This is a genomic window from Laceyella sediminis, assembly GCF_003003125.1.
Lineage (GTDB): Bacteria > Bacillota > Bacilli > Thermoactinomycetales > Thermoactinomycetaceae > Laceyella > Laceyella tengchongensis.
Window position 1 is genome coordinate 1 of sequence record NZ_PVTZ01000014.1, and the last position, 20986, is coordinate 20986.

The following is a 20986-nucleotide window of genomic DNA, read 5'->3' on the forward strand; positions in this document are numbered from 1 at the left end:
CTAAACATAGAAAAAACTCCTTATAGATTGTTTTTTATTGATTCGACAAAAAAGGCTGCTGACCCTGCCTTTCAAGGCAGTTTGTCAGCAGCCTCGATTAATTCTTCCTGATCCCACTTCACCCCTTACAGCTATAATTATCCACAACAATAAGATAACCCCCGTTCCCCCGTTATAGAAAAAACCGGACATCAAGCAAAACATACAATAGTCATAAAACATAAAAGCCGCCTTTCATTGATTGGCGGCTTAAGCTCTATTCTGAATGAGGCAGAATTGAACTGTAATTACCAAATTCGATATTTCTAAAATGACTTGTCACATCTTTTTTTGTAAATGAGGTACTAACTAATTTACTATTTTCATCAAATACATCAATTCGATAATCTCCATTTGCTTCAAATAGAAAGGTAATTAGCTGACCATCTTTCCATATTTTCCTGTTCTTTAAAAAAGCATATTACCCTCTTTGATAAATGAGTCGGATACCTTTCCTTGTGCATCATAATACAATACTCCACAGAAATAAATATTAAAAAAAACTTCAACTACATACTTAATCACTTCTTTGTCTTTGATCACGACTACATAATGCTTTCCATCTTCATGCAATTCTTTAGCCTCATCTTCTGTAATAGAAAATCGAGGTTTTTCATAATGCCTATTCCATTTCTTGTAATACTCTAGATTCAATTATTTTCAACTCCTCATTCAAGCGGATTAAGAATACGCCCTTTTTCGTCTCTGATAATGACATCCCTTTCAGAAGCAAAATCAAGTATTTGCTGTGGTACAGGTGTTCGTTGAATAGGTACCTCTAATATCAGATCTCCTTCTAAATTTTCATCTGACAATTCAGAATTGTTATGGCCTGAACCAACTCTTTGGGAAACGGTTGCCAAATGACGAGCCAACGTTATGTAAAAGCGTTGAAAGAGGCTGGAATTAAGCAAGAAAGAACGGGTTACAACAATCCTGACGCCGATGCTTACATTGAGCGTTGGTTTCGTACGCTAAAAGAGGATACGGTTTGGCTCCAAGAATATGGATCGTTCTTGGAAGCTAAACAGAACATTGATCATTACATAGCCTTTTACAATGATGAAAGGCCTCACTCTGCGCTTGGATATCTGTCGCCGCGAGAATTCCGTCAATCTGTAACTTCAAACGTTGCATAATTGTCTGGACATATGGGGTTCATTAAGGCGATTGTAACCGACTTTTTAAGTGGAGGAAGAGTTTTAGTTTCTTATAATATTTATCCTATTCTTTTGGGTTGTAGGTGTCCCTTGTTTAGCTATGAATTCGTGCGGCTATGTTATGGAAGAGCAAAATATTTTGAGCAGCGTTGTTATTCTCTTGAGTGATTTGTTCGGCAAAATCTTCTAAAACAATTAAGTAACTTAATCCCTATTTCCTCTCATAAAAGCCCCACCTCCCCAAGCTTCTACCCGGAGAGGTGGGTTTCTCTTTCCCCTTTACACTTCCCTCTTCCCAAAGAAATGCTTCAACGCCTCATATACTTGCGCTTTCTCCTTGATCACGAAATAGGAAAACCTATCTTCTTTTAAATGTCTGTATGCCGACATCAAAGTGGAATTTCTTTGGTACTGATTCAACTGCACAAGCTCTATACATTATTTAACCACCTGTTTACTTTACAGGTGGTTTCCCTCTATCAGTAGGCCTATTACCCTTATAACTCAATCATTATTATCCTCGAATATATCCCCAACCCACATGTAAATGTGTAAGTTCCCGGCTTGTCTGGTTTAAATTCAACGGTCGTTTCTCTGTTTAAGCCCCTGTTGAATATTGAAATCCTTCATGATAAAGTAGGCCAAGCACCCGCCGGGATAATTCTTTTGAAGCCGAAGCTTCGTTAGCAACAGCTTTCAACTTCACTTCTTCCTGCTCACACCAGCCAGAATTTCTTCTCCCAAGGGCGGAACGAAACACAATACGATCCCGATGATGACAACCGCTGCAAAGGCCAAGTATTCTTTGTATTTGACGATCCAATCCCATGCGGCGGACATCCCATCAACGACGACTTTGACGATTTTGTCACATACCTTACAAATCCAGTCCCATGCTTCTGAACAAACTTCCTTTGTTTTATTCCATGCACTGGAGACAGTTTACTTTGTCCAATACTATGCTTTCGTAAACCAATTCCCATCTTCCTCCTTTTTTCTTTTTGGATAGTTGGTGTGACTGATGTTTCCTTCAATGGAGCCGGGCCCTGTTGAACCTTTTCAAAGTGATCATTTACTCGAAGCACGTTAAAGCTGCTCCCAATGGCAAAAGCTGAGCCACTCCCCAAAATGCCCACGCCAACAAATGCGAAGAGAAAAGCGATGAAGAGTTGAAAAAGTCTACCATCAAGTCGCTTTAAATTCCCCACACCGTCCTCTTATGTAATTTTTACAGCAATATATTATGTCAAACGGAAATTTATAGAAAGCAGGGTTCATTGCTTATCACAAAAAGTTCTAAACCAATAATTAATCTCCAGTTCGGTGAAGGAATTTCATGTTTGCGAGCTCCATTTTTATCCGTAATCAAACAAACCCACGCTCCTTTAAGTCGTGGGTTTGCTCATATCGGACATTTTTATCAGCATTAATTCCCTGCCAATAATGCTGAGAACTTATAACTGATTTGGCTAAAATCATGTCTCTCTTAAAAAATCGATTCCATTCGATTTCTGGCTTCGCGTTTCAAAGTGGTTATCATTCTTTGTAGCTTGATATCTTTTTCCTGTCTCTTCATTCGATCCGCCATGCGTTTAATAAAATCTACTGATGTCAGACAGAAAAGAGGGGGGACCAAAACCGTAACATTTTGGCCGGATTTGGGAACATGGAGCGGGAATAGCACTTCATCCTTTACTTGACGTAGCACATCTCCAGGCATCTCAGCAATATGGATTCCTTCCGTGCGTTCTTCAATTAAAGAAATTACATCACGAAGGACTGAGCCAAACCGTGCCTTGGTTCCCGCGACTTTCGCTCTTTCTTCCAACAAATGATGACCAGTCAAGAAATTCATCATTTCTTGAATAATTGCAGCGCGAGTGTTTTCTCCCTCGATTCGTTTCACCGATGCAGTAAAGGTGAACTCATCGAGTGCTTGACTGTACAATTGCTGACGAAGTGGTTCAATTTCAGGATCGTTAAGTATCTCTCCTTCAGCAAGAGAGATTCCTTTCAAATCATCCCATTTTGTGATAAACCGCACTTGGCGGCTTCCATCTTCCTTTTTGCATAAAACCGCATACCCAACTATCTCTACATGAGGAAGGTCGGGGATATCTACTGAAATTCTCCTGACGCAACTAGGAAGCTTCATTTTCTCTGTTTTACGAAGGATCGCATCGAAATACGGATCGCCATATGAAGCAAAATGCACACGGGTTTTACCATCAGGGAGACCCGACTCATAGAGTTCTCTCGATACCGTTAAAACAGACCCATCAGGCACTCCATCTACATGATTAATTTCAAGGATGAGGTTATTTTCATCAAAGATCTTACATCCCAATTCCTGAAGATATCGGGATTCGGTTAACGTTGACCAAATGGACTGAAGATCGATCGGGGCTTGCCAACGCCGATGGAAGCCGTTCATATTTTTATAAATCTCATATAGGTCTTTGGGATTGATCTCCATATAGGCCAGATGTTTACGTTGCTCTTCAATCCGCTCTCGAATACGGTATTCCAGCTCTTCAGGTGTCAGCGTACCTTGAGCCAGTTCCTGAAAATCCTGTGGATCTACCGGAAGTAAGGCAAGCTGCTGCGTACCAACGATCAGGTTAGCAGCCTTCAACCGCTGAAGCAATCGTCCATAAACGATGGATTCCACACTGTCTACATAACAAAGATTCAGCACATAAACTACCTCGTGCTTCTGTCCAATCCGATCGATCCGTCCAATTCGTTGCTCGATCTTCATCGGATTCCAGCCGAGATCGTAGTTGATGAGCAAATCGGCGGTCTGAAGGTTCAACCCCTCCGCAGCGGCATCCGTACAGACAAGGATATCGATTTCACCGCGCAAGAATCGTTCCTTGACCTCTTCCCGCTCCGTATTAACCCATGTCTGGGCTTGAGAATCATAATAACCCGCACCCTTTCCGGAGTATGTCCCGATTCGCATTTCAGGATCGGCTCTTTTGAGTCGCTGAACGATATCCACCAGCGTATCATAGAATCTGGTGAAAATGACCGTTTGCCGAATCCTCCTCGTCTGACGGTTCCTACGGTTATCCAGCTCTCTAAGCAAGAACAGCATCTTGGAAGACTGACCGTGTAACTCTTCCATGTCTTTGAGCATTTTTTTGAGCCGTTCCTGCTCCCACCGAAGGTCAACAGGCGTCCGATTTTTCAACAGTTTGTCAGTGATTCCCGGGTCTTCCTCCTCCACCTCATCATTAAAGACAAGATCTTCTATTCCACTTCCGTCATATTCTTCTCCATTGGTTTTGTACTGATGCCGAAGCGTCTCTTCCACTCTCTTGAGACGCCGTTCGATTGTTTTCTGAAATGCATATAAACTGGAGGCAAATCGAAGCCTCAGGAAGCTGAGGAGGAAACTGATCATCTGCTTGTTCTCTTCTTGGGGGCCGATCTGTACCACCAGACCTTTGCAGTACTCTTCCAACTGATCATAGATCTTCCGCTCCAGTGCATTAAAACGGATTTGAGGAAGATCACGGATTTCCCTCTTAGCTAGGTTCTGTTGCAGTTCACCGTTTTCCCGATAAATCTCAAGCAATTGACGGGTATGGCGGAGCATGACCCGGGACAGGGGTGAGGCACTGAAGATTAGACGTGACATCAGTTGTTGGTTTCTGGTACCGCGTGGAACCCGGTTAAATTCCAACCACTGGCGAGCATCGCTTCGAATCCGACCGCTGATAACCACGTCGGTCAAAAACTCCCAATATTTATGATCCTGACGCTGGGTTCCCAAAATGGATCGCCGCAGGAAATCCCAATCAGCCGAACCAATTTTCTCGCCTTGTAGCAGCCTGCCGAGAATATCGTAATATTTCATGGTCAATGTAGGATCGTACTGAAATGCTCCCACCCGATTCGTCAAAGCGATCAAATCGCTAACCTCCACCGGGTGAATCTGCATCGGTGTAGCGGTGGCCAGCCACAAACTGCGCGTCCGCCCCCGTAAGTGATCCCGGATCGTCGTATAAAGATGACCGAACTGAGGATTGGCCTCTGCTCCCTTGGAAGGGTTTTTCCGCCGGGCCATATGGGCCTCATCCACCAAAACGATGTCAAATTCTTCAGCCATTTCCAGTTGCTTGATCCTCTCCCGCCGCGACATAAGGCCGGTTGACACAATGACGAGATTCGGCTCATAAAACGAACCAGAAGTGAAGTCCTCCTCAACAGGCAAGATATAGTGATGCCGTATTCCCGGTGTCATCACCCGGCCAAAAGACAACAATAATTTGGAGGCAAGCTGACGCTGCCATTGGGTGGTTAAACTTGCAGGGGCAGCAATTAAAATCCGTTTGGCCCATCCCGCCAAATGCAAACAACGAATGGCCAGTCCCGCTTCGATCGTTTTACCTAAACCCACCTCATCACACAGCAGATAAGAATACGGCCAGTTCTCCACTAATCGACGGACAACCATGATCTGATGGGGCCACGGTTCAACCGGTGCCGTTTCCAACCCAACATAACGCCCACCCGGCATTTTGGGTGCATCCCGTAACACGGCGAACTTCAGCCGCTCAAGCGCGGAAGGAATTCCATCCGGCTGAACCTTTTCCGCTTTTGTCGAGGGCTCGGGAATCTCGCTGGTTCCGTCGGTTTCCAGCGGCCTTTTCACGTCTTGAGCAAACCGAACCAGCCGGCGTCGAACCGCTTCCGGAAGAGTCAGCACGCGTATATGACGAACTTTCCCTTCCCAGAGCGTTTCAAATGATTCAGCCGCTTCATCGACTCTTTTCCGATCCGTTTCTCCCCACCAGTCACAATGGATATCAATATTCTCCGCATTCAGATGCAGTGCGGTTTTGGACTCATTGAGCGATCCGGCTCCATACATCCGGTTCCCATATTCGTCGGTAAACAAAAACCACTTCTCGTGAACATAACCATCTTCCATCGAATCAAAGGAAATCGGCTCTCCGGTATCTTTGTGCAGCCGAAAAGCGACCCGAACTTCCAGATATCCTTTCTCCACCATCCAGGCCAACAATGTCACACCGTTACGAACACCTTCCGGCCAAGAGTCCGCCTGTTCCAATTCTTCAGTCAGCTTTTCCGAAAGTCTTTTTGCATCTCCTTGTAAGATCGCTTTTACATCGTTCGGTTCCAGATCAGCACCAACGATCAGGCGCATCTTTCCACCTTGATTGGCAAAGGCAGAAAATCCTTGGGAAGCGGCTGCCAGAGAAGTGGACCGGAAATACCCGGCCACGCGGTCATAGCGAACCGCGCGGCTGAGTGCCGGAATGTAAAAGTCATGTAACATATTGACTGGCCTGTCTCCGATCATGGTAGAGGAGGTCTTGTAAGAGAGAAGCCACTCGCGTGATCTCAGTCCTTGGTTGTTCCTACTCTCTCTTATCTCGGTCATGATGTTCCTCCTATCTATGATCCGCCGGTGATTCTTATCTCAAGCCGAACAGGATAGCTTCTCCTTCCCGCCGAAGCTCTTCCTCTGTCATCTCCGCTGTCCAGACAGCTAAAAGGTCCAATACGGTCTGCCCTTTCTCCTTCGCATGTTGTGCCAAGTATGCACGAGCGACTGGAACATCACCTTCCCGGTAGGCAAGAATCAGGCCATGCAGCAGATCCCACTCTGTCTGGGGATTGGCCAAACGCTTCGGATGACGCTCTTCCGGTTTTACCAATCGCAATTTGGAACCTTTGCGTACCAATGGCGCATGGAAGCCTCTATCTTCCGCATCTGTACCACGGATGCTGCGGCCCCTGCTGGCGTCGTTGATTCCAAGCATCCGATTCTGAACACTGTATCCCGCCGGACGCATTTCCAGCGCGATGTTCAGCGAACGCGACAAGTTCAATGCCTCGTCATAAGGGAATTCATTAAGCCCAAAAATGCCATAAAGCGTTAATGACATCGCCGCTTCCGGGTTCAGATCTTCCACCTTCAGACGCCCTCGCGTTAGGCGGCTGATCTGGTGCTCTGCCACGACCGCACTGGCCTCGTTCATGGCCCGGATCGGGCTGACAAGTTCATCTCCGTCCAAAACCGGCCAATGCTCCGACAACACCTGCAGCGCCCGTCCGTAACACGCCACCATCTCATCCACGGGATTCAGCTTCAGCGGCTCAAACTCTTTCAGTCCTTCACGAACAGCCGTACGAATACGGTGCGCCACACCGGTGCCACCAAACCCGGTCCAGGTCGCCGGCATTTGGTTGTCCTGCTCCTTTTTGCGACAGGTGAGGAAAATAGAGCTGGCGGCAGCGGCCATCCCTTTTTGGTGCGTGGACTCACCTGCTTCTGATTCCACCGGCATCGACGAGGTAATTGTCCAACCCTGTTCAATCAGGGAACGTGTCAACGCTTCCCATGCCTCTTGTGTTTTATGGGTGAACATGATCGTCAAGATCCCCTCATCTTTCAGTACACGGCGACACTCGGCGAAGATTTCCCCCATCAGTTCTTCATACCGTTGAGCGGCATTTGAATTGGAACCATCCCGGGCCGGATTGGCCACGGCTTCATCCGTTTTGTTGGTCAACCGTCGCTTGAATAAATCAGGGTAAAGGTCCGATAAAGTCCGCTTCTGCCAGACATAGAAATAGTCCGACAGCTCGGCATACTGGACATTGTTGTAATAAGGCGGGTCCACACAGATCAAATCTACGGAACGATCGGGCACTCCAGTATGCGCCGCTGTACCATGGAGAATCGTAACAGGCGGAGCCGCTCCTCTTAATTCCTCATGAAGTGGAGCCACCAATTCTGCTATTCCCTGATAAGCATCTAACACCTGTGATAAAGCCCAATCCGGACCAGAATAAGGACCTGTATAGATCATCTCCCCAAAGGTCCACTTAAGCGAATAGTCATGACGGCCAAATGTATTCACCAATACACCACGTCCGTAATGCCAACGCGTCTGTTTACTGTTATAATCAAGTAATTTATCAATCACAAATTGCAGATAGGTGACAACCGCCTTGCCTTTCTCCTGACCCAGCTCTTCGATAATCCGTGGTTTGAGACGATTCAACTCCTCAACCAGAGTTAATTGCCCCAATAGCTGTCGCGGCGTAAACATATCGCACCAGCGATTCATTCCATAGTTTATTGGACGCATATCATTTCCTTGTGGGAACCTTTCGGTCGGAATCAATCCCTCCTGATCCCATTCATCCCAGCGCTGTTTCAGTTGAAACTCGGCTTCTTCCAAAGCCTTTAGATCTTGCTCATTGGGTGCACGGAAGAACGTGATTTTTTCTGTCTTGATTTCTCCTGCTTTTGTACCACTTTTATACCGCTCCGGTTGTCCGTGTTTGTCCAATTTGGGTTGATAGCGTACCGCCACGACACAGTACAGCCGATCCTTCCATGTTCCCCACGGTGACTCCCCACGTGCCTGTGCTTTGATTTCTTCCGATGGAATCGCCTGGCGGCAGTGAATGCAAAGCCCAACCCCTTTATTTACGGTAGCAAAATCAGGGTCCTCTCCATTCGGACCTTTCTTTCCTTGAAGACGGTAAGGTTCAAATTTTACTGTCCCCCCTTTTTTCTTGCCATCCGTAACAATACGAACTGCCCATTTCTCTCCCTCTTTGGATAGCCAAGAGGTATTTAGGAGAGGAGCTTCTCCTTCACAATGTGGACAGGTGACTTGGCGTGCAAATAAATAGGTGGTCGTCTCTTCCTGATCATATTCTGATACAAGTTCAGGAAATTGCTTCAAATGAGCTCTCAAAAACATTCGTTCGGTTTCTGGCAAAGGAAATACACGCGGGAATACCTCATTCAACCGATTATCCAAAACTGAAATCAGTTTTTGACCCCAATTTCCAATTTCCATTTTGAGATTTTTCCCGAAGCGAGCAGGATAATCCAACGTAGCGTATTGGATAACCGTTGCAACAGGATTCAAATCATTAGCAATTGCTCGGTATCCAAGCCTTAACGCTTCAAAGGGAATAGAGCCGCCTCCCGCAGTAGGATCCATTACAGTAATATTTGAATCGCCCCACTCAGGTTGACGGGTATATGCCCTCGAATATCCATACATATTAGGAACACGGACTCCAATATTTTTAGCAATCTCCATCAACTCTTTGAACCAGGCCGGGTCCGCTGCTACTCTTTCAACTCTCAACCTGGTACCCTCTACCGGAAAGGGTTCCGGGAGCGGTTGACTCAGAGTTTGCCATTTTTGAATTGCAGAGTATTCCTGCACATGAGGGGACTGATCTACAATCTGAGCAATCAATTTCCTATGTTCAGTCCTTGTCGCTTTTTCTCGCTGAAGTGCTCGATAAACAACTGCATCTAAATCTAATGTTTCTTGACCAAGTTCATCTCTCGCTACACGTTCTATTAATTTATCATCAAGTATCCACGGCACACCATTCACAATCGCTTGCACCTTTTCTATCCCAAGTTGGCGCAGGAACCAGTCCGGATCAGTTCCGGCTGGTAATAGTGATCCCAAGATCGCAGCCCGACTAGGAGTCAAAGGGCGCCGTGCCCACCAGACATGCAGACGATGAGTAGGAGGAGCTTTACCTGTATCTCTCTCTCGCTGAGTCTCCGCCCCCACCTGGTGACAGGGAAAACCCGCTTCAATGAATCGAACTTCCGCTCTTGTTTCGTTCTGAGTTGTCATTTTCTCCTCTCCCATTTCTCTATTTCCGGAGTTTTTGCAGCATATGTTGAATTTCTTCGTCTCCTGGTTGTCCGCCAAGCATGATCCTCATACCGGCCAGTGCCCAACGGCTGGCGGCCTCACCATACTGAGTCGCACGAGTAAACCAGTAGACCGCCTCCTCCCTGCTGAATCGTTCCACTCGCCAAGCCATCAGTTCAACGCGGTCCAAATCAACAACCCTCTCCTGTAATTTGAAAATGAGCGCCAGCTTGGCTCCTGCTTCTTCATCCAAAGGCAAGTTGCCGCGGTATTGAATTCGGTCTTTGTTAAAAAAACGCTGAAGTTCCAAGGGAATACCTGCAACATCATTTACCCTGCTGAGAATCTTTCTGAGAGCTGGCAAACAGCGACGCAAGGGCTGACCATACAACAACCCTTGGTCTTTAAGCATGGATTTGCCTTCAGCCTGTTCGTCCCCATAAGGACTGTCACCTGTGTAAATCCGTTTCTTAATAACCAGGACAGGAGTCGGTTTGTCTTTGTACTCCGTAAGTCGGAGAACCCAAGGAGCATGATCCAACTCCGGGAGGATACGGTGCTGAAAGTCCCGTTCCAGTTCCCAGTCCTGTACAGTGATTTGATTAACCATAACGACTACCTCACCTACTTTTTATCCAACTCCTTCACAAAGGGACAATCTTCGGCCGGATCCGCGATATCGAGTTCAACCTCTGTTTGCTCCCCATTTTTTACAATTCCATCAAGTACTTCAAACCATTCTCCCAGTGACTTAATGGCTTGCGGGGATGCATCCTCCAACTGAATTCTCAACGCTCCACCTGCTGGTATTTTAAAATACAGATCCAGAAAATCGATCTTTGTTTTGCCGCCTTTATTATAGAGACTACCCATCCGTCGAAGAAGAGGCAATACTTTTTCGATAGCTTCATCCCCTTGAATATGGATGCGGTAGGATCGATCCTCATCAATCCACCCGTTTGCCTTTGCCTTGTCTTCGGTGACCAAAACATCCTGGGACAGCGGGACATATTGCAATGCTTTTGAACCCGCGATCAGGTTGGGCTTAGTCCCAGCATCCTCCTTATTCCGGCAGGCATAAAGCTTAGAATCCTTTAATAAGGAAACGACTGTGTCATCCAGCTCCTTGCGCGTCACTTCTCCCACACTTTCCCGGATGACCTCCTCAATCCGCTGAACACTGACGCTTCCTTCTTTATCTACTACTTCATAAATTTGTTGCTTCAACATCTCCGGATCAACCTTCCGCTCAGCAAACCACCCCCGCTGTTTAGCACCTTGAGGAGTGATGAGCGCATATGAAGCCGTCATCAGGTTGACACCCATTGGCACATCATGTTGCTCGTGATAAAACTCGTCCGGTCGTGATTGATCAGGAGAGTCCAGACGAAATACACACCAAACTCCTTTTTGTACTCCACCGCGAATCAGTTGTTCCAAAATCCCCTCACTGGCGAGCACCGGCCAACTTCGGATACAAGCAAAAGAGTGTTTTAGATCTTCCACAGTGACCGTGTCCCCGCGTTCAAAAAACAATTTACTGAGGTTGATAAGGTCTGACTGGTTGTTATTTCGCTCAGTAAGCAACTCTCCTGCTTCGATGAGTGCCGCCCGGATCAGCTCGATAAAGGAAATACCGCTTTCTCCGCCGGTTGTTTTAATTTCCTTACGGACAATATGTCCGGCTGTAGACGGATAATAAAGGCTGATATAGATATCTGCAACAGCGGTCATGAGCGCCTGCTCCCGCTCTGCCTTTCGCTTGCTGAACCCACTCTCTTCCAGCCGTTTCGGATTAACCCCGAAGTTTTGCGGATTCTTAATCAGATCCCGCATCGCCAGAACTTGTCGGGCAATGGAATCTAATCGGTGACGTACATCCTGCGACTTGGCTCCTTGCCCCGGAAACAATTCCAGACCGGTATCGATCTCTCCAATCTTGACCGTTTCAGGCACCAGCAGAAAGACCAGATTTTGTTGCAGACGCGGTTTGTTTGCCCCCTCCATCGTCACCATGGTCTCAATGTCGATCGTTTCCACTGTAGGCGACACAATTCCAAGAATCGGCTTTCCTTTCCCGTCCGGCAGATGTTCCGGTTGGGAAACGTCATGTTCGACATGAAACAATCCACCTTTGTCAGCCTTAATAATATTCCGTGCCGTATTCTCAAGCAAGCTCTTCACTTGGGGATGAGTTATTCCATTACGAATGCGTGCCAAGATACTGTTAATCGTAGGTTCGTCGCTGGCGTAGTATTTTCCTTGTTCAAAGCGGAGATAGTAGGCACTTTCGGCAATCTCCTCCAAGGCCGTGCGCACCTGGGGCGGTGTCATCTCAGGGAACGAGACACTGAACATCGCCTCCGATTCTGTAATCCCGAAAATCTTGGACGGAATCCCTTCATCCCTTCCCACCAAGCTATGTAGAAATACGGTTTTCCAAGTGTACTCGAACAGTGGATGCCCTTCGGGATGAGGATTATTCTGATCCGCCCTCTCTGCGTTGCTGAGCCCCCCGTCCAACGATTCAGTGTCCACGCTGCCAATATCGGCGTTAAGCACTAGTAAAAGATCGGAACTCCCCGTCCGTCCAAGAACCTCATTAACAACCCGTTCGGTCCGGAGGTCCAGATGACAAGTATGAATCATAGGAACATCAATCTGCTTTTTCCATAAACTCCGTACTGCGAGAGACAGAACGCGGAGCACTCCCCGTGTCCCTTGGAAGTTTTCAGCTTCGGCCAATTTTTTATTTAGGAAATCTACCAAAGTGGGATGGAACGGGTAATTGGCAATCATCCGATCACGGTATCGCTCACTTGTGGCCTCCTCTGGAAGCAGATTACTGTTTCGGCGATACATCGCCATATACTCTTCTGCAGTTTCTGTTGCAGACAAACGATTTACAGAGACAAACAGCCGTTTCGCTAACACGGAAGAAATTTCAGTTGCCTGCACAGGTGTTACTTGAACCGCGTCTCGTGCCACCACGCTGGTGATATCTTTGATTGCCTTTTCGCTGATTCCCACGGCGTCATCCTCTGTGATTTCTTCTCCTCGAACAACCTCAATCAATTCGGCCAGACGTTCAGTTTGTCTGGCAAATGCATCTGTGGAACTGGCAAGTGTCAAAACAATAGCGATCCCAGGATGATTTCGGGCATAACCATGAAGGGTCATCAAAAATGCAGCCAATTGGTTCGCGCCGTCTGGTCGTGCAGCTTCCAAACGCGCGGCATACTGAGCCAACTCATCCAGCATGAGAAGAACTTTCCTTCCGCCAAATACCTTATCAAAATAGATGCGCCCCGGTGCGGCATAGGAAGTAGCTTCTTCCTCTACTTCTTTATATAGAGATTCACCACCGATTTGATATGCGATCTCACCCCAGAGCGTATACGGAATGAGATTTTTCCCTTTTGATTTATGTACCGGGATTTCATCCCCTGCCACACCAACGACAGATACTGAGCCTGGTACAGGAAGCAAATTCGGATCGAGAATTTCTCCTATTGATCCTTCAAGTTTTTTACCCTGATAAGCAATATGTGTACAAGCAATCAAAGTATGCGTTTTTCCCCCACCAAATGCCGTTTCCAAACGATGAATTGCAGGAACTGTCATATCTCCTGCAATTCGGCTGAAAACTTCTGTTAATGTGGTTTTCAAACCTTGCGTAGGGTAGGTCGCTTCATCAAAAAACTGTTGTGCATTCGTATAAATATGATCAATTGAGCTACGTCCCTTACGATAGAAGTCAATAATCGGGCTGAGCGAAGCAGTAAATACTTCCGGATTAAATGTTCCCGCCAATATCTCAGGGCGCGGTTGGCAAGTCTGTAAAACAGAAATCATATGATGTCCCCCTTGTTAGAATTTGTATTGTGAAAATAACTTTTGCAGGTTGACTTTAATCCTATTTTATCTTTTCCGTTTCTTTCATGTCTTGTATTTTTTCTATTCTTTCCAGACCAACAGGATATAAAATCGCCACAAGGACGCTAAGCAAAGTTCAGTATATTCTACAACTTTTTCATTCTTTCTGCCTTTAGAGATAAACCTCTCTAAAGATAAGGCTTCAACTCTTGAATCAACTCTCTTGCAAACTTTTCTTTTTCTTTGTAAAGAGCCTTGTTTTCAGGAAGCGCACAGATGAAACGATCAAGCAGCTTCTCTTCAACAATACGAATGGTTTCTTCCAGTGACTGTCCTCGCAAAGAACCTGTGATCAGCGACTTCACGATGAGAAAGGTCTTACCACCTTCAAGCAAATGAGCATCATGCAGGATTTTTCCCTCTAATGTTTCTGGAATGAAGTCTTTCTGAGATCCTTCTGCCGCTTGCAGGATCGCTTGCATTTTCTCCTTATTAACCCCTTGGGATTCAAGAAAGTTGAGGATTTGGTTTCGGTTTTCTTCCTTGTTTATGATTCCGTGAAAATAAGCACCAGCGATCAGGACTTCTTGATCGATTTGATCCTGATACGGTTTGGCAATTTGACACGCCATTTTTAAAACACGATGAATATGATCCAAGTTATGCATCATATCCTTTTCCTCATAAAAGGGCCAGCAAAAATCCTCCAGCCGTTGAACATCCATCTTATTTAACCTCCCAACGTTTTTGTAATATAAGCCTAGATGTAATCTTTATACTCGTCCTCAATCCCTTCCGTTAATTGATTGAAATCAAAGTATCCGGTCAACTTTGATTAAATTACATCAGTCGGTGAGACGGAATGTTATAATTTTAAACTGCCACCAAGGCGATTTTTTATCTTTCAAATGTACCTTAACACCGTGTACAGCTTATAGTGCTCGACTTTCGAACGACAAAGGTTTATTTCTTTTAAGAGTTAAATTTTTACTATCGAAGGTTTCAGTAACAATAGGTTGGTTGTTATCATATGATAATGAGTAATCACTCTACGTTGTATAATATGTATTTAGCTTTGTTCTAGAAATTCTCCTCCATTTTTATCCTTCTCTGTGATGAAATGGATCGTACAAATATTGACACAGATTCAGCCTCACTTGTAGAATGGTATTAATCCAACTGATATTGGTCAAAATGTGAGTGAACGGTTAATTAGTTGTATAGTTAACCAAAACAACAATGATGGAGAAGAGTAAACAGGGGAAACCCTCAGAGAGAAGAATCTGCCAAACTGTAGAGCTTGGCAGCTGTGAGATTCTTCGGGTGGAATCTGTTGAAGGTAGCTCCTGAGTTGTTCCCGCCAACGCCTTCACCGGTCAGTAGTGGGAAACGTGTTCCAGCGTTAATGGAAATGAGTGAGTGGAGAAATCCATGGTTTCTTCACTAACAAAGGTGGTACCGCGAGCCCTTCGTCCTTTGAGATGAGGGGCTTTTTCGTATTGTAAGGAGGATGAAACAGATGCCAAAAGAAATTCAAATGTCCACAAAATATGATCCAAAAGCAGTCGAAAGTAAAAGATATCAATTTTGGTTGGACCATGATTTGTTCAAGCCTTCCGAGGATCAAAATAGCGAGCCTTACAGTATTGTAATGCCTCCACCCAATGTAACTGGGATGTTGCATATGGGTCATGCATTAGATTTTACGTTGCAAGATATCCTTATTCGAATGAAACGGATGCAGGGATATGACACCCTATGGCTTCCGGGTATGGATCACGCCGGGATCGCGACCCAAGCGAAGCTGGAGGAGAAACTTCGGGAAGAAGGAGTCAGCCGGCATGACCTTGGCCGGGAAAAGTTTTTAGAGAGAGCCTGGAAATGGAAAGAGCACTTTGCATCCATCATCCATGAACAATGGAAGAAAATGGGCTTCTCCATTGATTACTCAAGGGAACGCTTTACCATGGATGAAGGTTTGTCTAAAGCCGTTCGGAAGGTATTCGTCGATCTGTACAACAAAGGATTGATTTATCGCGGCAAATACATTATTAACTGGGACCCCGTTGCACGTACGGCCATATCGGACATCGAAGTCATTTATAAAGAGGTCAAAGGTGCACTTTATCATATGCGGTATCCATTAAAGGATGGTTCGGGGTATATTCAAGTCGCCACCACTCGTCCAGAAACAATGCTGGGGGATACCGCAGTTGCTGTCCATCCGGAGGATGAACGTTACCAAGGAATGATTGGTAAAACAGTGATCCTGCCCATAGTCGAACGAGAAATCCCCATCATTGCCGATGAGTATGTGGACAAAGAATTTGGTACAGGTGCGGTAAAAATCACACCCGCCCACGATCCCAACGATTTTGAAATCGGCCTTCGCCATGATTTGCCTCAAATTATCGTCATGGACGAAACCGGAAAAATGAACGAGAATGCCGGCAAATATCAGGGGCTTGATCGCTTTGAAGCTCGGAAGCAAATTGTGAAGGATCTCCAAGAAGCCGGGGTCATGGTAAACATTGAAGAACATGTTCATTCAGTCGGACACAGTGAACGTAGTGGTGCAGTAATAGAACCCTACTTGTCCACTCAATGGTTTGTAAAAATGAAACCCCTGGCTGAAAAAGCCATCGAACTCCAAAAGAGTGAAGATAAGGTAAGGTTTGTCCCCGATCGATTTGAAAAGCTCTATGTCGATTGGATTGAAAATATCCGTGATTGGTGCATCTCACGTCAGCTTTGGTGGGGTCATCGTATTCCTGCCTGGCATTGCGCAGATTGTGGAGAAATCACGGTATCCATGGAAGATCCATCTTCCTGTTCGAACTGCGGAAGCTCGAACATCACGCAAGACGAAGACGTATTGGATACATGGTTTAGCTCTGGTTTATGGCCGTTTTCAACAATGGGTTGGCCCGAGCAAACAGCCGATTTGAAACGGTACTATCCTAACAACGTCTTGATTACAGGGCATGACATCATCTATCCCTGGGTAGCACGTATGATCTTTACCGCCATCGAGTTTACGGGTACAAAGCCATTTAAAGATGTCATCATCCATGGGTTGGTTCGTGACTCAGAAGGGGTCAAAATGTCCAAGTCACTTGGAAATGGAGTCGATCCCCTGGAAGTCATTGACCAGTATGGCGCCGATGCCATGCGGTTTATGATTTCAACCGGTACAACGCCTGGTCAAGACCTGCGCTTCCGCTGGGAACGACTGGAATCAGCAAGAAACTTCATCAATAAAATTTGGAACGCTTCCCGCTTTGTCCTCATGAACCTTGATGACTTCGGGGCCGACGATATCGATCTCACTGGTTCATTGAATACGGCGGACCAATGGATTTTAACCCGCTTGCAGGAAACCATTAACTACGTCACACAGCAATTGGAAGAGTATCACTTTAACGAAGCTGGCCGGGCTTTGTATGAATTTGTGTGGGATGAATTCTGTGATTGGTACATTGAATTCGCGAAGCTATCCCTGTATGGAGAGGATGAAGAAGCGAAGAAAACAACACGCTCAGTCCTTTGTTACGTTCTCGACAAGGTCCTTCGCTTACTCCATCCATTCATGCCATTTGTGACCGAAGAAATCTGGCAAAATCTCCCCCACAAAGGAATAAGCATCATGGTTAGCAAGTGGCCGGAGCCCGAGAATCGTTTCCAATTCCCTGAAGCAGTCGAACAAATGAAGCTGTACATGGAAGTCATTCGTAGCGTTCGCAATATCCGGGCGGAAGTGAATGTACCAGTAAGCAAAAAAGTCGATATCTTCATCCGTCCAGATAATGAAAAGACATTACAATACCTGCGCCTTGGAGAGAAGTGGATTCGCCAGCAATGCAATCCCGAAAATCTCACCATCGACTCCGATCTCTCTATTTCGGAAAAAACCATGAGTGCTGTGGTAACAGGAGCCGAAATCTTACTGCCACTCGCAGGGTTAATCGATATCGATCAAGAAATCGAACGCTTGAAAAAAGAGCTCAAAACGCTGAATGCAGAAGTCGAGCGGGTGCAAAAGAAATTATCGAATCAAGGGTTTATCAGCAAAGCACCTGCCCATGTAGTCGAAGAAGAACGAAGAAAAGAAAAAGATTACCTGGAGAAACGGGAGAAAGTAAAAACACGTTTAACCGAACTGCAAAGCTAACGTTAAAAGGGATGGACTCTGGCAGAAAGTCCATCCCTATATAGTTTCTAAGGAATATTCGTCGGTTCAATGTCTGATGTTAATCGATATCCTCTTTGCTTAGCCATTTCAAGAGCAGTTTGAATATTATTTGCTGCAACGTACAGCAGATCAGTAAGTTTATCGGGTTTACTTCCCATCACCTTATCTGTAATTTCGTCAACGTTCAATCCCGGAAATGTAGATTTGAATATCTCTATATTTTGTTCAATAGTCAATTTCGTAAATTTCCTTTCACTTACATTTCTAGAGGAAATTCGACTTGGGTTATCATGAATTCGATACAAATAATAGGGTGTTTCAAAGAAATGGATTTCGTTGCCCTTGTTTTGCTTAAATCGAGCATTTAATAGTGAAACAGCAAATGACCAATCTTGCCACTTTAAAATCGACTCATTATACAGTCCTGCTTGAAAGGCATCTTCTTTCCGATAAATGATACTCGTTGCTGCATGATGTTTGTGGAGAATTTGTGTGGCCGTGACGGGGTATGCCGATATGGTGTATCCATTGAAATTTCCGAACATACATGTGATAGAGTATGTGAAGGCTACATCGGGTCTATCTTCCAAGACCTGAATCGCTCGATCTGCATACGTACCTAACTTCAATATCGTTGGGTCAGTATTTAAACAATCATCGGCATCGATCCCTAGAATGTAGTCATACATAGCTGAGCGTAAACCAACATTCCGAGCATATTGCGCTCCTTTGTTGGTTTTCATACGAACGACTTTCGTATCTCCTGCTGCCTCTATCTCCTGTAGCGCTTCTAATGTTTCTGGATCGGTTGATCCATCGTCAATTACAATACACTCATATAGACATTCGAAAGGTTGCTCATGTACGGAGCTTACAGCTTCGATAAGGTAACGCCCAGCATTAAAACATGGGATAATGATGCTTATTCCTCGTCGATTCATAAGTGACCCCCTCTCATTAAATGTTATTGGCCATAATCGTCACTCTGTTAGCTTTGAAATAAAAACTGTCCTCTTTACCTGATCGGTCTTTTTCTCGGTACTCTTCGATTTTCAGATTGACTTTCCAATTACGATAAAAATAATTAACCAAATCGACTAAATAATCCGATGTAAATCTAGCCTCGTTTTCTATTACAATCTCATTACCATCGTTTGACTTTCTCCAAATGTCAGTGAAGATGACAATATAGTGCCAGCCTTTTTTGTTTGTTTTTTCAATTAAAACATTAAGTAACTCTTCAACTTTGCTTCTTCTCAAAAAATGAAATACATCTTTGCAAACAACAACATCGTACTCTCCTTTTGGTTCAAATAAATTCAGGTCTCTTTCTATTATCGTTATATTTTCTTTTCCAGCAGTGGATTGCAGTCTCTCTTTAAAATAGTCTGGTGCAACATAGTCAACTGCCGTCACTTTAAATCCTTTTTGTGCCAGTGCTATTGAATAGTTACCATATCCATATCCCAGGTCGATTGCTCTTAACCCAATTTCACTTTCATAAGTATCCAATATTCTTTGAAAGTCTGGAGTAATACAACCCGTTAAATTTTCCTCGATAGGTATTTGGTTTTTCAAAACATGATCATAAAATGACTTCACCGAACTTTGCGGTCTAATAATACGCATAGCCTGCCCACCATTTCTTAAATAAAATCAAAAGTCACGGGATATCCTGGTTGTTGAATGGAAATGGCAAGAGCCTGTGTCAGCTTCATGGTCGGTAAATGATCCGCTAACAGGCTTCTTTCTTCTTTATCCAAGAGCCATCTCGTCATTAATTCGCGATTGCTGTCACTATGAAACAACCCGCTAAAAGTTCTGCATGTGTTATATTCGTCATTCGGAAGCAAAGATGCATTTGTTCGTGTGGAAACACGCGCAAAAGCATCGATTCGCTCCACTTCTTTGATCTTGCGAATCGGTACATCAAAACATTGGACATTAACAGAATGGAGAGTAGATAGCTGCGCTTCAAGATCGACATTCGACACTCTCCCATTTTTATTATAGACCCCCTCAGGAAAATGCCTCCAAGATCGGACCGAAGGAGTGGTTTGTTCCAGAGATATAGTTCCAAGTGTTATGGTTCTTCCTGATTGTTTCTCTTTCATACAAAACGTTGTGGTAACGTCTGTTTCGCCATATTTAGATGAATTATCTCTGATTGAAGACCATTCGGGACGATTATCCCCGAACCTTTCACTAAATATTTTTGAAATTCGGTCGTTTTGATCCGAAGGGTAGGCAACATAAGAGCTTAAGGTCAACGTAAAACCGGCGTTCGGAAAAATTAATTTGTTAAGGCTGAGAAACTGAACAGTAAGGTCTATATAATGATAACCACCATGCATAATCATCCCATAACCATATTTGTAAGGGTGATCTTCCCGAGATTCGTATTCATGATGGAGATTCCAAACACCTCCAGCATGTCGAAAGTGAAAGGATGTCAGAGGGGCCTGTAGTTCGATCATTTTTGTTTTCAACGATTCGATCACGACTTCATTGTATATTTGATGATATCGGCTTAATGTCATAACCGAATGATTAACCGGGTGTTTCTCTGATTCATCTAATAGGTATTGCATCACAGGCTCAATCAAGCGTGGCTCAAATCGGCCATTTTTCATTGGTGCCAGTATTGGTTTTTCAGTAAGGCTGGGAATTCCATTTTCCACGCAATACCTTAAGTAACCTTCATGCGCTTTCAATTCCGTGGCAATGTAAACTTTAATTGTTCCTTTTTTATCCCTCAACTCTCTAAATATGGGCTCAAAGTCTTCTCTGTTGGCCCACTGATCTTTATATTGAGGATTTGGCAGAAAAAAGGCGTTTTCCGGTTTCAACGGGATTGATTTAATTCTTTTTAAAATTTCCCCTCGTTCCGATTCCAGATCAATGACGGAATATGAATCAATCGCTCCCAGGTTAATGGCATCTTGGATACAAGATAAATATTTGTTTGAAACAATCTCATCAAAGCCAACAACAACTAAGTGAGGTACTTTTTTCAATTTGATTCCTCCCCGTTG

12 protein-coding genes, 1 pseudogene and 1 other annotated feature are annotated in these 20986 nt (G+C 44.8%); of the genes and pseudogenes, 2 read left to right on the forward strand and 11 right to left on the reverse strand.

The window, feature by feature from the left end; all coding sequences use genetic code 11:
* Positions 1 to 447 precede the first annotated feature (447 nt).
* Positions 448 to 693 carry a hypothetical protein gene (locus CLV36_RS14130; RefSeq protein WP_102991508.1) on the reverse strand — a complete coding sequence of 82 codons (246 nt, stop codon included), beginning with the start codon at positions 691 to 693 and terminating at the stop codon, positions 448 to 450.
* 209 nt (positions 694 to 902) lie between these two features.
* Here CLV36_RS14130 and CLV36_RS14135 point away from each other — a divergent pair, with 209 nt between their 5' ends.
* On the forward strand, positions 903 to 1178 hold the full coding sequence (locus tag CLV36_RS14135) for an integrase core domain-containing protein (RefSeq protein WP_102991507.1): 276 nt from the start codon (positions 903 to 905) through the stop codon (positions 1176 to 1178).
* A 300-nt stretch (positions 1179 to 1478) separates the two neighbouring features.
* On the opposite strand, the pseudogene CLV36_RS17735 reads toward CLV36_RS14135, so the two are convergent.
* From CLV36_RS17735 to CLV36_RS14165, 7 genes and pseudogenes are all read right to left on the reverse strand, one after another.
* Positions 1479 to 1622 (reverse strand): annotated as a pseudogene (locus CLV36_RS17735) (sporulation protein YhbH); the annotation flags it as partial.
* Between the two features lie 175 nt (positions 1623 to 1797).
* The gene (locus CLV36_RS17025) at positions 1798 to 2028 is read right to left on the reverse strand and encodes a hypothetical protein (protein WP_146130647.1); all 231 of its coding nucleotides are present in this window, start codon (positions 2026 to 2028) and stop codon (positions 1798 to 1800) included.
* Positions 2029 to 2685: 657 nt separating this feature from the next.
* Complete coding sequence (locus CLV36_RS14145) at positions 2686 to 6615, reverse strand: helicase-related protein (RefSeq protein WP_106343108.1); 3930 nt, start codon at positions 6613 to 6615, stop codon at positions 2686 to 2688.
* Between the two features lie 34 nt (positions 6616 to 6649).
* On the reverse strand, positions 6650 to 9940 hold the full coding sequence (locus CLV36_RS14150; RefSeq protein WP_245888377.1) for a DUF1156 domain-containing protein: 3291 nt from the start codon (positions 9938 to 9940) through the stop codon (positions 6650 to 6652).
* A complete protein-coding gene (locus CLV36_RS14155; RefSeq protein ID WP_106343110.1) occupies positions 9882 to 10493 on the reverse strand; it encodes a DUF7680 family protein in 612 nt (203 codons plus the stop codon). The genes CLV36_RS14150 and CLV36_RS14155 overlap by 59 nt, the downstream gene beginning before the upstream one ends.
* Positions 10494 to 10507: 14 nt before the next feature.
* Positions 10508 to 13696 (reverse strand): ATP-binding protein, encoded by a 3189-nt coding sequence (locus tag CLV36_RS14160; RefSeq protein ID WP_245888378.1) that lies wholly within the window; start codon positions 13694 to 13696, stop codon positions 10508 to 10510.
* 251 nt (positions 13697 to 13947) lie between these two features.
* Positions 13948 to 14484, reverse strand: coding sequence for an HD domain-containing protein (locus tag CLV36_RS14165; RefSeq protein ID WP_106343112.1), 537 nt, complete (start codon positions 14482 to 14484; stop codon positions 13948 to 13950).
* Positions 14485 to 14989: 505 nt separating this feature from the next.
* Positions 14990 to 15239: a binding site (T-box leader), on the forward strand.
* 30 nt (positions 15240 to 15269) lie between these two features.
* On the opposite strand from CLV36_RS14165, the gene CLV36_RS14170 reads away from it, so the two are divergent.
* Complete coding sequence (locus CLV36_RS14170) at positions 15270 to 17930, forward strand: valine--tRNA ligase (RefSeq protein WP_102991500.1); 2661 nt, start codon at positions 15270 to 15272, stop codon at positions 17928 to 17930.
* 47 nt (positions 17931 to 17977) lie between these two features.
* Here the strand turns inward: CLV36_RS14170 and CLV36_RS14175 are convergent, their stop codons facing one another.
* From CLV36_RS14175 to CLV36_RS14185, 3 genes are read right to left on the reverse strand one after another with little or no spacing between them, the layout of a single operon-like run.
* A complete protein-coding gene (locus CLV36_RS14175; protein WP_102991499.1) occupies positions 17978 to 18892 on the reverse strand; it encodes a glycosyltransferase family 2 protein in 915 nt (304 codons plus the stop codon).
* A 16-nt stretch (positions 18893 to 18908) separates the two neighbouring features.
* Positions 18909 to 19580, reverse strand: coding sequence for a methyltransferase domain-containing protein (locus CLV36_RS14180; protein WP_102991498.1), 672 nt, complete (start codon positions 19578 to 19580; stop codon positions 18909 to 18911).
* 17 nt (positions 19581 to 19597) lie between these two features.
* Positions 19598 to 20968, reverse strand: a complete 1371-nt coding sequence (locus tag CLV36_RS14185) for a hypothetical protein (RefSeq protein ID WP_102991497.1) — start codon at positions 20966 to 20968, stop codon at positions 19598 to 19600.
* Positions 20969 to 20986 lie beyond the last annotated feature (18 nt).

Excerpts from the sequence above, each read along its gene's own strand:
- CLV36_RS14135 (WP_102991507.1), top strand. The coding sequence starts at position 903 with ATGACGAGCCAACGTTATGTAAAAGCGTTGAAAGAGGCTGGAATTAAG.
- CLV36_RS17025 (WP_146130647.1), bottom strand. The coding sequence starts at position 2,028 with ATGGGATTGGATCGTCAAATACAAAGAATACTTGGCCTTTGCAGCGGT.
- CLV36_RS14145 (WP_106343108.1), bottom strand. The coding sequence starts at position 6,615 with ATGACCGAGATAAGAGAGAGTAGGAACAACCAAGGACTGAGATCACGC.
- CLV36_RS14155 (WP_106343110.1), bottom strand. The coding sequence starts at position 10,493 with ATGGTTAATCAAATCACTGTACAGGACTGGGAACTGGAACGGGACTTT.
- CLV36_RS14165 (WP_106343112.1), bottom strand. The coding sequence starts at position 14,484 with ATGGATGTTCAACGGCTGGAGGATTTTTGCTGGCCCTTTTATGAGGAA.
- CLV36_RS14170 (WP_102991500.1), top strand. The coding sequence starts at position 15,270 with ATGAAACAGATGCCAAAAGAAATTCAAATGTCCACAAAATATGATCCA.
- CLV36_RS14175 (WP_102991499.1), bottom strand. The coding sequence starts at position 18,892 with ATGAATCGACGAGGAATAAGCATCATTATCCCATGTTTTAATGCTGGG.
- CLV36_RS14180 (WP_102991498.1), bottom strand. The coding sequence starts at position 19,580 with ATGCGTATTATTAGACCGCAAAGTTCGGTGAAGTCATTTTATGATCAT.